The organism is Streptomyces sp. NPDC002265 (genome assembly GCF_040296125.1).
Taxonomy (GTDB): Bacteria; Actinomycetota; Actinomycetes; order Streptomycetales; family Streptomycetaceae; genus Streptomyces.
In genome coordinates, this window is sequence record NZ_JBEOWS010000316.1 from 1 (window position 1) to 11,611 (window position 11,611).

Sequence of the window (11,611 nt, forward strand, 5' to 3'; positions counted from 1 at the left end):
GGGCGGCACGCTGTCAGCGGACGTGGCCCCTGCCGTCGCGGACAACGCCGCACGTCTGCGGGACTGTCGGCGCTGCCGCTCGTGGCCAGGCGCAGGTTTCCGCTGCTCGCGTTCGGTGTGATCGCCGCCGCCGCGCTGGCCCTGGGCGACGCCGTCTCCTGGATCAACGTGCTGACCTGCAGCATCGCGGCGTACACGGCCGTCGCGCACAGCCGCTACCGGACCCGGGCCCTGGCCGCGCTGATCGCCGCCGCCGTGCTGGCGGGTGTCGCGTTCCGGGACACGGATCCCATTCTCCCCGGCTGGTCCAGCCCCGCCGTGGTGCTCCTGGTCGTCGGGGTGCTGGCCAGCCTCGTGCGCCTCGGGCGGCTGCGGCTGGATGCCAGCCGGAAACGGTTCACGGACCTCCAGCAGGCCCAGGAGAAGGCCATGCGCAGGGCCGTCGAGGAGGAACGCGCCCGGATAGCCGCCGAACTCCACGACGTCGTCACCCACAATGTGAGCGTGATGGTCATTCAGGCGGGAGCGGCGCGAAAGGTGATGGACGCGGCTCCCGAGCGGTCCAAGGAGGCGCTGCTGGCGGTGGAGGCGGGCGGCCGCGCCGCCATGGCCGAACTCCGCCATGTGATGGGCCTGCTCGCGGGCCCGGCGGCGGGCTCCGACACACCCGCCGACGGCCTGGAGCCGCAGCCCGGCCTCGGTCAGCTCGACGCCCTCGCCGAGAGGGTGCGGGCCGCCGGGACACCCGTGGACCTGACGGTGTCGCTGCCGCCCGGGCCGCTGCCGCCCGGGGTGGAGCTCACGGCGTACCGCGTCGTCCAGGAGGCGCTCACCAACACGATCAAGCACGCGGCGGGCGCCGGCGCGACGGTGACCATCGGCTTCGCCGGCTCCTGGCTGGAGATCGAGGTCACCGACACGGGAGCGGTCCGGGGCTCGCCGCCGGTGGGCGGCAACGGCCGCGGTCTGATCGGGCTGCGCGAGCGGCTCGCGCTCTACGGCGGCGAGCTCACGGCCGCACCGACGCCGGCCGGCGGCTACCGGGTCGCGGCCTGCATTCCGTGGGAGGTGCTGTGAGCGGGCCCGCCCTGCGCGCGGTCATCGCGGACGACCAGGCCCTGGTGCGCACCGGTTTCGGGATGATCCTCGCCGCCGACGGCATCGAGGTCGTCGCCGAGGCGGCGGACGGGACCGAGGCGGTCGACGCCGTCCGGCGCACCCGGCCCGACGTCGTCCTCATGGACATCCGGATGCCGCGGATGGACGGCATCGAGGCCACCCGGCGCATCCTCGGAGGCGGCACCGACGGCACCCGGGTCATCATCCTCACGACGTACGACCTCGACCACTACGTGTACGCGGCGCTCACCGCCGGAGCGAGCGGCTTCCTGCTCAAGGACGTCACCCCCGAGCACCTCGTGGCGGCCGTGCGCCTGGTGCGCTCCGGGGACGCGCTGCTCGCGCCCACGATCACCCGCAGGCTGATCGAGCGCTTCGCGCACCGCGAGGAGTCCCCGCGGACCGGCCTCCACCGTGATCTGTCCGGGCTGACCCCGCGCGAGCTGGAGGTGCTCCGGCTGCTGGCGACCGGCCTCAGCAACGCCGAACTCGCGGAGCGCCTCTTCCTCAGCCCGACCACGGTCAAGACGCATGTCGGCCGCATCCTGTCGAAGCTCGATCTGCGGGACCGCGTACAGGCCGTCGTACTCGCCTACGAGAGCGGTCTGATCTCCCCGCAGGGCCCGCCCGGCAGCGGCTGACGACCGGCCAGGGCCACCGCGGGGGCCGGACCCGTCACCGGTGCGTGCGTACGGAGAACTCGTTGCCGTCGGGGTCGAGCAGCAGGACCCGGCCGCCGTGGTCCTCGCCGGTGGACGTACGCCTCGCGCCGAGCGAGACCAGACGGCCGAGCTCGGCCTCCGGATCGGCGTCGGCGGGGAGTGCCAGTTCCAGGTACAGCCTGTTCGTGCCGGTCTTGGGTGCCACCGGCGGACCACCCCAGGTGATCTTCGTACCGCCGTCCGGCGACTGGATCGCGGTCTCCTGGTCCTGGTCCCAGACCAGCGGCCACCGCAGCGCCTTGCTCCAGAAGTAGCCGACCTCCTGCGTACCGTCGCAGGACAGCGCTCCGATGACGCCGGTGTCGGCGAGGAACTTGTTGCCCGCCTCGATGACGCAGAACTCGTTGCCGTCCGGATCGGCGAGCACCACGTGTTCCTCTTCCGGGAGCTGGCCCACGTCGAGGTGCTCGGCGCCGAGTTCCAGGGCCCTGGCCACCGTCTGCCGCTGATCCTCCGGGGTGGCGCTGGTGAGGTCGAAGTGCGCCCGGTTCCGGCCGGTCCTCGGTTCCTGGCTCGGCAGGAACCGGATGCGGTACCCGACCGGGCCGGGCGGCAGTATCGCGATGCCGTCGTCCGGCCCGTCGGCCGGCTGCCAGCCGAGGACACCGGACCAGAACCGCGCCAGGTCCGACGGACGGGTCGCGTTGAAGCAGATCGCGAACAGTTGACTCGTCATACCTCGTACATCTCCGATCCACTGACGGTCGATTGACGGCCGATCCGGCACCGACGGTGTCAGAGCGGGTTGATGCGGGCCTTGAGCAGGCAGAACTCATTGCCTTCGGGGTCGGCCAGGACATGCCACGACTCCTGCCCCGTCTGACCGATGTCGGCCCGGCGCGCACCGAGTCCCAGAAGGCGTTCGAGCTCGGCGTCCTGGTCGCGGTCGGTGGCGTTGACGTCGATGTGCAGCCGGGACTTCCCCGGCTCCGGCTCGTCCCTGCGGCTGAGGATGATCGTCGGCTGCGGACCGCCGAATCCTTCGCGCGGTCCGATCTCCAACGTGCCGTCGTCCTCGCGACCGAGCACGACGAAGTCCAGGACCTCGCACCAGAACCGCGCCAGCACCTCGGGTTCGCGGCAGCCGAGTACGAGTTCGCTGATACGACATGCCATGGACGAAACCCGCTCTCGGCCCGAGGTCTGCCGGAGGGCACACGTCAACCCTCCGGTTCCAGCAGTGCTGGCAACCTCGCGAGCCTAGCGAAGGAGCCGAACACGGGCGAAGTGATTTCGGGGCCGCCGCCCTTGTCCGGGCGTCGGGGCAAGTCGGTCGGCGTCGACGGCTGTGCAGCCGCGCGGCACAGCCGTCGGTCGGGATTCCACGTGTTCTCGTGAGGCATGTGCACATGGGCTGATGACGTGTCCATGGCGAAGATGTGGCCGGGGTGACATGTCATGTTCATGCATGAGTCACTTGATCACTCCCCCTGTCCCGGATTCTCGCGGTCATGAAATCTCTGAGGACCGTGAGACTCGCCCTGCCCATGGCGTTCGCCACCCTCATGCTCACCATCGCGGGCTCCATGTCCAACGCGTCGGCGGTGGCCTACTGGTCGTACCGGAACGACTGGGAAGGTGAGTGCCTGGTCGCGTCGACCGTGAGCGACAAGGTCTGGTCGGACACCTGCAACGACCAGCTCCCCACCCGGAACTGGTACTGGGGTTCGGATTCCTACACCCTCGGCGGGATCGTGTGGCGGCAGTTGGTGAGCGCGAGCAACGGTTTGTGTCTCACCACGGACGCCAAGACCGCAACCAACGCCGTCTGGATGAGCGGCTGCGGTAACGCCGCCGGCCAGTGGTGGAGCAATGACGGCGACTATCTCACCTGCGACATCGACGGCAGGGTGTACCTGCGCACCTCGGACAACGGTGCCGCCGTCTACACCACCCCCACCAGGAGCCAGAGCGGCATCGAGCCCGAGCGGTGGAGGTGGTGGGGCGCGCACAGCAGCTGACGGATCCGGCCGCTCTGCGGCGCACGGGAGGCCCTCACTCCTGCGGGGAGCGGGGGCTCTTCCGCTTCGGGCGCGCAGCCGGGCCGTACCGCCTCGTTCAGAACCGTGTCAGTATCCCGTCGACGTACCCGAGAGGTACGACATCCGTGTGTGGGGCAAGGTTGTCGGGGTCGTCGTGCCGGTAGTGGTACCGCCCACGCTCGTCCACGATCAGACCGAGCGGCTCCGCCCCGCACTGACGGCACTTCCAGAACTGGAACTCGGCCATCTGCGCCGAGGGATTCACATCGCTCGGACGTATGACGTTCTCTGTCACGGGCTTCCTCCCGACGTTCTGCACTGCCGGCATTCTTTCACTCGTCCGCCGGTCGGTGCTCCTCGCGGTGCGCCTTCAACCGGCTTGGAGCCGAAGCGTGTTGCCCTCCTGGGCCGAGGGGACTCAGCCCTGGAGTCTCATGCCCTCGGGCGAGATGAGGCCCTTGCGGGGGTGGGCGCGGAAGGTCGCCGTCCGGACGGCGGGCGTGCACGCGGGACCGTTGGGGTGCCACTCCGTCAGTCTGGCCCGGGTGATGTCCTCGACGACCGTGTCACCGGTCTTCGTGGACATCACCATGAGCCGCACTGGCAGGGTGGACGCGCCGACGTTGTCGGAGAGCCGGACGGACAACGAGGCGAACGGGTCGTCGGGACCGCCCGAGGTCCGCTCCTTGCACGTGCCGTCCACGCACAGCGTGATCGTCGCCGCGTCCTGGCCGCCGAAGTCGGCGGGCCGCCATACGGCCGAGACCCGCGACTCCGCGTCCGCCATGGTGCATGGCGTCTCCCCGCCGAGCTGCGAGCATCCGGTCAGGGCCACTGCCAGCAGCGGTATGCCAAGGGTGCGGCGCATGTCGGCAGACACTACCTTGCCCCGCGCCCCGAGCCCGGCGGGCGTCGGCTTGACCCTTCGATGAATGATCTTGGCTCATTCATGTCTCGAACTTGAGTTCCCTTTGTGAAGAACGATCACTCGGCTTGGCACCTGGCTTGGAACACTCCTCGGACGGATGACGGGAGAGGAGAGAGGGGCAGCACGCGGAGGCCGGAGGCGGCCACGGGACAGTCGGCGCCACCACTCACCACTCCCGCCGTCCCCATCCACCCCCGCCTGTCACCAGGAGCTTCCGTCCATGGCCATGAACGCCCGTCGCACCAGACAACTGCGGGAGGCCTCGGCCCCCTTGCTGCTCCAGGACGAGCAGATCGAACTCACCAGCCTGGCCTCCGTCGGCACGGTCTCGGTGCGCAGGCAGGCCCTCACCGCGATCGTGGTCGGGGTGCTCACCCTGGGGATGGTGATGGCGACGGTCCGCCCGCGTGCGGTCTACGTCGTCCTGACGAACCAGCGCATCCTGTTCTTCGACGCCAACCGTGGCGGCAAGCCGGGCAAGCTGCTGATGAACATGGCCCGCCTGTACGTCACCGCGACCGCGGCCAGGAAGACCTTCCTCGGCCTGAAGGTGGTCACGCACCTGACCGTCCAGGGCCAGGAGGGCACGCTCAAGGTCGACTTCCCGGTACAGACCCGCGCCGACGGCCACGTGTTCGCCGAAGCCCTGCCGGTAACGCGCTGACCCCCTCCGGGGCCGCCGGAGTTCACGGACAGGTCCGCGCCACGAGGGCGGGGAGTGCCTGTCCCAGCGGGAGGTCGACGCGCTCGGCGGCCCATCGGTCTCCCCTGGTCGGGCCCTGGTTGATGACGAGGACAGGGATGCCGGACCGGTCGGCCTGACGCACGAAACGCAGCCCGGACATGACCGTCAGGGAGGAGCCGAGCACCAGCAGGGTGGCGGCCTGGGCGACGAGACGCCCGCATGCCTCGACCCGCTCGGGCGGCACGTTCTCGCCGAAGAAGACGACATCCGGCTTGAGCACCCCGGTGCCGCAGGCCGCACACGCCACCACCTGGAACGCGCGGACCGCCTCCTCCGGCAGCTCCACGTCGCCGTCCGGATTGACGCGCGCGGCACGGTGCTCCTCGGCGGCCTCCTCGAAGCGCGGATTCGCCTCCCGCAGCCGACGGTCCAGTTCCGAACGGGTGCTGAGGTCACCGCAGTCCAGACAGACCACGCGGCTCAGGCTTCCGTGCAGCTCGATGACGCCCGCCGCCCCGGCCGACTGCTGGAGTCCGTCGACGTTCTGGGTGATCACGCCGGTGACCAGGCCTGCCTCGCCGAGCGCGGTGACGGCTCGATGGCCGGCGTTCGGGCGGGCCCTCGTCATGGCCCGCCAACCCAGCTGGCTGCGCGCCCAGTAGCGTCGTCGCGCGGGCTCGCCGCCGATGAACTCCTGGTACGTCATCGGAGTGTGCCGGCGCAGCGAGCCGTGCTCCCCGCGGTAGTCGGGGATGCCGGAGTCGGTGGACAGCCCCGCCCCGCTCAGCACCACGATCCCGCCCGCCCGCACGGCCTCGACGACACCGCTCAGGTCGGCCGAGGCCGGAGGCAGACCGCCGGTGGGCTCCCAGGCCAGAGTGGGTCGCGTCCGCATGGCTTCCAGCTTACGCATCGACGCGGCCGTATCCGGCGGTCTCCGGACGGCCGTCTCCGGCGGTCCCTGGTCGACTCTGGCAGGCCGTCGTCCCGGCGGTGCCTCAGTGCGGGCGCGCCGCCGGTCCCCGGTCGCCGGCCGCATCAGGTGATGCTCCGGTGGTGCCGGGTGCCTCCCGCGGGTCAGGGCAGAGCGCCGCGACGATGCGCCGGCACCGCGCCGCCATCTCGTCGGCCGTCTGCTCGGGGTGGTGCCGCCACCAGGCGACGGCGCCGCTCACGGTCCCGTACCAGAGGTGGGTGACGAGGTCGGCGTCCAGGGGTTCGACGGCCGGCGCGGTGCGCAGGAACTCGGCCACGCCCACGGCGCCCATCCGGTTGAGTTCCTTGCGGTACACGGCCGCGGCGGCGTGCAGCGGGCCCTCCGCCGGAAGTGTCGCGTCGTAGACGAGTTCCCAGTCGTGCAGACGCGATTCGAGCGCACGGAAGACGGCTTCCAGGGTGCACACGGCGCGCGCGATGCCGGACGGACCCTGCTGGGCGCGGGCGACGGCCTCGACGAGCCGGGTGCCCGCGCGTTCGAGGCAGGTCAGGTAGAGGCCGTCCTTGGACCCGAAGTACTCGTAGATCATGGGTTTCGTGATGCCGGCCCGCGCCGCCACGGTCGCGGTCGACCCGCGCGCGTACCCCTTCGCGCCGAACTCCTCGGCGGCCGCCTCCAGGATCAGCCGCTCCCGGTCCTTGCGGGGCATCCCCTTGGTGCCCACGCCCTGCGTGGCGTTCCCCTGCTTGCTCATGCCTCCACCCTATGCCAAAGTGACCGCCCGGTAAGTTACCCGACGTTCAGATAGCTGGAGGGGCGATGAGCGGCAAGACGCGATCGTGGTGGGGCTGGGGAAACGTCGAGGACGCGGTGACCGGCGCGGAGCGGGCGGAACTCACCCGGCGCACCGCTGCGCTGCTGCCGGACGCGGACCTGACCGTCCACGAGCCTCCGCCGGTCGGGTCGTTCGACCTGGCTCCGAGCCGGGTGACGGCCCCGCCCGCGCTGGCACGGCTCGCGTCCCACGACACCTGCGACCGGCTGGCGCACAGTCACGGCCAGGCGTTCCGCGATGTCGTCCGCGCGCTGCTCGGCAGGCTGCCCCATGTGCCGGACCTCGTCATGCGCCCCACTTCGGAGGCCGAGGTGGTGAGCACGCTGGAGTGGTGCGACGGTGCCGGTGTCGCGGTCGTCCCGTTCGGCGGCGGATCCTCCGTGGTGGGAGGCGTCGAGGCCCGTACGGGGGAGGAGTACGCGGGGGTGGTGAGTCTGGACCTGGGCCTGCTGGACCGGGTCCTGGAGGTCGACGGCACGAGCCGGGCCGCGCTCGTGCAGGCCGGGGTCCTCGGCCCGCACCTGGAGGAGCAGCTCAGGCCCCACGGGTACACCCTGCGGTTCTTCCCGCAGTCCTTCGAGTTCTCCAGTCTCGGCGGCTGGCTGGCGACCCGGGCCGGTGGCCACTTCGCCACCCGCCTCACGCATATCGACGACCTGACCGAGTCGCTGCGGGTGGTCACGCCCGCCGGTGTGGTCGAGAGCCGCCGTCTCCCGGGTTCGGGGGCCGGCCCCTCGCCCGACCGCCTTTTCCTCGGCTCGGAGGGGGCACTCGGTGTCATCACCCAGGCCTGGGTACGGCTCCAGGACCGGCCGCGCTGGCGGGCGGGGGCCTCGGTGGCGTTCGGGGACTACGAGGCGGGCGTCCGGGCCGTACGGGCTCTGTCGCAGTCCGGGCTCGATCCGGCCAACTGCCGGCTGCTGGACCCCATGGAGGCGCTGATCAACGCGGGCAGCCCGAGCGCGGTCCTGGTGCTCGGCTTCGAGTCCGCCGACCACCCCGTCGCCACCTGGATGCAGCGCGCCCTGGAAATCTGCCGCGACCACGGAGGCACGCTGCCGGAGCCGCCGCGTCACACCGACACCGACACCGAGGACGCGGCCGCGCGGACCTCGGCCGCAGACACCTGGCGCTCCTCCTTCCTGCGGATGCCGTATCAGCGCGACGCCCTCGCGGCCCAGGGCATGATCGTGGAGACCTTCGAGACGGCCTGCACCTGGGACCGGTTCGCCGGTCTCCGCGCGGCGGTGGAGACCGCGGCTCAGGACGCCATGCGCCAGGTGGGCGCCACGGGTGTGGTGACCTGCCGGTTCACGCACGTCTACCCTGACGGCCCCGCCCCGTACTTCGGGATCTACGCCGCAGGCCGGTGGGGCAGGACCGTGGAGCAGTGGGACGAGATCAAGCTCGCGGTCTCCGAGGCGCTGATCGCGCACGGCGCCACCATCACCCACCACCACGCGGTGGGCCGGGACCACCGGCCCTGGTACGACCGGCAGCGTCCCGACCTCTTCGCCGCCGCCCTGCGGGCGGGCAAGGCCGTGCTGGACCCGTCCGGGATCCTCAATCCCGGCGTTCTTGTCGATCCCCTTCGCTGACCCGGCGGTGCCGGGCCGGCACGGCACCGCGGTCTGTGGATCCGGCTACCAGCCGACGGCGACCAGCAGCCACTGCGGGCTGCCGTGGGAGATGAAGGAGGACTGGCCCGCCACGTCGTCGTAGGGGAAACCGTAGGCGAGGTTGTTGATGGCGTTGTCGTGCCAGAACTTCGCGTAGTAGTTGGCGGGCGCCGCCTTGTAGTACTGGGCGGGATCCCCCTGCTGGGAGGCGGGCAGGGTCGCCACATGGCGGTTGAGGGCGGCGCACATGTTCGGGTTGCCGGCCAGCGCCGCCGCGCAGCCGAAGATGTCGGAGGTGGCGGCGTTCACGCCCACGGACTGGGCGTAGGAGGTGAAGTAGTTGGCGTTGGCGCCGCCGGCCCGGAAGCTCGGGTCGCTGCCGGGTGCGATGATCCGGTACGGGGACTGGGTCTGGGCGAGCACCTTGAACGGGGTGGGGACGGCGGCCGTGAACCGCTGGAAGGTGGCCGCGCGGTCCTCGGCGAAGGTCTGCCGGTTCTCACCGACCTCGACGTCGTAGCCGTCCTTGGAGTGCAGGCGCATGGCCAGTTTGAGGCCGAAGGCGTCGACCCGGGTGGTGTTGCCGTTGAAGACGTCGTTGCCGACGGTGAACTCGATGAAGTCGTAGTACGGACCGTTGGGCGACCCGAGGTAGAAGTACATACGGCCCGCGGAGTTGGCCGGCATGTCGAGGTAGGGCTGCTCCGCGATGGAGTGGACCTGTCCGTTGAAGCTCCAGTACACCTGGCTGTCGGGGTACTTGCCGTTGGTGCGGTTGAGGACCTTCACCTCGACGGCGTTGTGCGCGGCGGGAATGTCGGCGGTGCTTCCCCAGAAGGTGTCCGGCGGGGTGGTGCTGCCGGGCCCGTACACCTGGAACTCCCACAGGGAGTAGCCGTAGGGGGTCGCTCGCGTCGTCCCGAGGACGCGTACGTATCTGGCGCTGCCGGTGACAGTGATGTTCTGGGTGCCGCCGGTGCCGGTCGTCGTGGAGTACGCGGTGGCCCAGGTGCTCGCGTCGGCGGAGGTCTGGATCTGGAAGGCCGTGGCGTAGGCGGCCTCCCAGTTCAGAGTGACGCGGGTGAGCTGCTGGACGGACCCGAGATCGACCCGCAGCCATTGCGGGTCGGAGAAGGCCGAGGACCACCGGGTGCCGGTGTTGCCGTCCACCGCGGCCCCCGCCGGGAAGGAGCCGTTCTCGACCGAGGAGGCCGTGGCGGGCCTTCCCTGGGAGAGCAACTGGTCGGCGGCGTGCGCGGGTGACGGGGTCAGGACGGCGACGCAGGCGGCGAGCAGGGCGGCCACCAGAGCGAGAGCGGTACGGGCCCGCGCGGTCAGGTCCGGCGGTCTGTGCGGGAGGGCGCTGGTCAAGGACTGCATGCGAATTCTCCTCATGCCGGGTCGGCGTGTGTGGGGGCGGAGCAACAGCAGACGGAGAGCGCTCTCTCGGGTTGTATCCCCGCATGTTCCGGACGTCAACAACTGAAGCCCGAGCAAGGGAAGTTCTGGTGCCGGGCGGAGCGGAGGGCCGAATGCCGTCGCCTGTGCCGGGTCCGGAGGCCCAGCGCCTTCGGACTCCGACGGCTCCAACCACCGTTGTGTGCAGGCGCGTTCAAGACTTGACTTGGCCAACTTCGGTCCGACTGGGTCAATTTCCCGCCACCGTGGAGGCCCTGACTGGTCTACACCCTTGACTGGTACAGACCAAAGCGGTTGAGTGTGGCCCGGCACCCCCCACCACAGCCGCCCGGACCCTGCGACGTCGGCCCTCTGCCGGCGTACGCGCACGGCTCTGCCCTGCCTCCGGTGCGGCCTTGTTCCGCAAAGGACTGATCCTGTGTCACACCGCCGCGCCGCTACGCTCCTGACCGCGATCCTGATCGGTGCCTCCGCGCCGACGCTGCTGCCGGCCGCGAGCGCCTCCGCCGCCTCCTGCGCGAGCTACCCGGACTGGGTGGCCGGCAGGTCGTACGTCACCGGCAACATCGTCCGGTACACCGACGGCAAGGCCTACATCGCCGAGCACGACAACCCGGGCTACGACCCCACGATCAGCACCTGGTTCTGGGACCCCTACACCTGCGACGGCGGCGGCACGACGAACCCCTCCGACGGATTCGTCGTGAGCGAGGCGCAGTTCAGCCAGATGTTCCCGAACCGGAACTCCTTCTACACCTACAACGGCCTCAAGGCCGCCCTGAGTTCGTTCCCCGCGTTTGCCAACACCGGCAGCGACACGGTCAGGAAGCAGGAAGCCGCCGCGTTCCTCGCCAACGTCAACCACGAGACCGGCGGCCTGGTCTACGTGGTGGAGCAGAACACCGCCAACTACTCGCACTACTGCGACTGGAGCCAGCCCTACGGCTGCCCGGCCGGTCAGTCGGCCTACTACGGACGCGGTCCGATCCAGCTCAGCTGGAACTTCAACTACAAGGCCGCGGGCGACGCGCTCGGCATCGACCTGCTCGGCAACCCCAACCTCGTCCAGACCGACTCGGCGGTCGCCTGGAAGACCGGCCTCTGGTACTGGAACACCCAGTCCGGTCCCGGCACCATGACCCCGCACAACGCGATGGTCAACAGCGCGGGCTTCGGGCAGACCATCCGCAGCATCAACGGCTCGCTGGAGTGCGACGGCCGCAACCCCGCGCAGGTGCAGAGCCGGGTGGACGCCTACCAGCGCTTCACCTCGATCCTCGGTGTCACCCCCGGAGCCAACCTCTCCTGCTGAACGGCCCGACGCCACCACGGCCCGGCGCCGCTCCCGGACAGGCCTCCCACGGC

13 protein-coding genes are annotated in these 11,611 nt (G+C 70.6%); 6 read left to right on the forward strand and 7 right to left on the reverse strand.

All coding sequences use genetic code 11. From position 1 onward, the window contains the following. Together ABT085_RS36680 and ABT085_RS36685 are read left to right on the forward strand one after the other, a co-directional pair. On the forward strand, positions 1 to 1,077 hold a 1,077-nt coding region (locus ABT085_RS36680; RefSeq protein ID WP_351618259.1), incomplete at its 5' end, for a sensor histidine kinase. Beyond that, positions 1,074 to 1,760 carry a response regulator gene (locus ABT085_RS36685; protein ID WP_351618262.1) on the forward strand — a complete coding sequence of 229 codons (687 nt, stop codon included), beginning with the start codon at positions 1,074 to 1,076 and terminating at the stop codon, positions 1,758 to 1,760. The genes ABT085_RS36680 and ABT085_RS36685, both read left to right, overlap by 4 nt. A gap of 34 nt (positions 1,761 to 1,794) precedes the next feature. Here the strand turns inward: ABT085_RS36685 and ABT085_RS36690 are convergent, their stop codons facing one another. Together ABT085_RS36690 and ABT085_RS36695 are read right to left on the reverse strand one after the other, a co-directional pair. Next, on the reverse strand, positions 1,795 to 2,517 hold the full coding sequence (locus ABT085_RS36690) for a VOC family protein (protein WP_351618265.1): 723 nt from the start codon (positions 2,515 to 2,517) through the stop codon (positions 1,795 to 1,797). A 59-nt stretch (positions 2,518 to 2,576) separates the two neighbouring features. Next, complete coding sequence (locus tag ABT085_RS36695; RefSeq protein ID WP_351618268.1) at positions 2,577 to 2,957, reverse strand: VOC family protein; 381 nt, start codon at positions 2,955 to 2,957, stop codon at positions 2,577 to 2,579. A gap of 335 nt (positions 2,958 to 3,292) precedes the next feature. On the opposite strand from ABT085_RS36695, the gene ABT085_RS36700 reads away from it, so the two are divergent. After that, a complete protein-coding gene (locus ABT085_RS36700) occupies positions 3,293 to 3,802 on the forward strand; it encodes an RICIN domain-containing protein (protein WP_351618270.1) in 510 nt (169 codons plus the stop codon). 97 nt (positions 3,803 to 3,899) lie between these two features. Here the strand turns inward: ABT085_RS36700 and ABT085_RS36705 are convergent, their stop codons facing one another. Both ABT085_RS36705 and ABT085_RS36710 read right to left on the reverse strand, forming a co-directional pair. Continuing rightward, the gene (locus tag ABT085_RS36705; protein WP_351618277.1) at positions 3,900 to 4,118 is read right to left on the reverse strand and encodes a hypothetical protein; all 219 of its coding nucleotides are present in this window, start codon (positions 4,116 to 4,118) and stop codon (positions 3,900 to 3,902) included. A gap of 123 nt (positions 4,119 to 4,241) precedes the next feature. Then, positions 4,242 to 4,691, reverse strand: coding sequence for a hypothetical protein (locus tag ABT085_RS36710; protein WP_351618280.1), 450 nt, complete (start codon positions 4,689 to 4,691; stop codon positions 4,242 to 4,244). Between the two features lie 280 nt (positions 4,692 to 4,971). On the opposite strand from ABT085_RS36710, the gene ABT085_RS36715 reads away from it, so the two are divergent. Continuing rightward, positions 4,972 to 5,415, forward strand: coding sequence for a hypothetical protein (locus ABT085_RS36715; protein WP_351618282.1), 444 nt, complete (start codon positions 4,972 to 4,974; stop codon positions 5,413 to 5,415). 22 nt (positions 5,416 to 5,437) lie between these two features. Here the strand turns inward: ABT085_RS36715 and ABT085_RS36720 are convergent, their stop codons facing one another. Together ABT085_RS36720 and ABT085_RS36725 are read right to left on the reverse strand one after the other, a co-directional pair. After that, positions 5,438 to 6,331 (reverse strand): NAD-dependent protein deacetylase, encoded by an 894-nt coding sequence (locus ABT085_RS36720; RefSeq protein ID WP_351618285.1) that lies wholly within the window; start codon positions 6,329 to 6,331, stop codon positions 5,438 to 5,440. A gap of 103 nt (positions 6,332 to 6,434) precedes the next feature. Continuing rightward, positions 6,435 to 7,127 carry a TetR/AcrR family transcriptional regulator gene (locus ABT085_RS36725; RefSeq protein WP_351618287.1) on the reverse strand — a complete coding sequence of 231 codons (693 nt, stop codon included), beginning with the start codon at positions 7,125 to 7,127 and terminating at the stop codon, positions 6,435 to 6,437. A 65-nt stretch (positions 7,128 to 7,192) separates the two neighbouring features. Here ABT085_RS36725 and ABT085_RS36730 point away from each other — a divergent pair, with 65 nt between their 5' ends. Continuing rightward, complete coding sequence (locus tag ABT085_RS36730; protein ID WP_351618290.1) at positions 7,193 to 8,806, forward strand: FAD-binding oxidoreductase; 1,614 nt, start codon at positions 7,193 to 7,195, stop codon at positions 8,804 to 8,806. 45 nt (positions 8,807 to 8,851) lie between these two features. Here the strand turns inward: ABT085_RS36730 and ABT085_RS36735 are convergent, their stop codons facing one another. Next, positions 8,852 to 10,207 (reverse strand): beta-1,3-glucanase family protein, encoded by a 1,356-nt coding sequence (locus tag ABT085_RS36735; protein WP_351618293.1) that lies wholly within the window; start codon positions 10,205 to 10,207, stop codon positions 8,852 to 8,854. Between the two features lie 457 nt (positions 10,208 to 10,664). Between ABT085_RS36735 and ABT085_RS36740 the strand changes: the two genes are divergently transcribed. Beyond that, positions 10,665 to 11,558: a glycoside hydrolase family 19 protein gene (locus tag ABT085_RS36740; protein WP_351618296.1), complete on the forward strand. Its 894-nt coding sequence runs from the start codon at positions 10,665 to 10,667 to the stop codon at positions 11,556 to 11,558. Positions 11,559 to 11,611 lie beyond the last annotated feature (53 nt).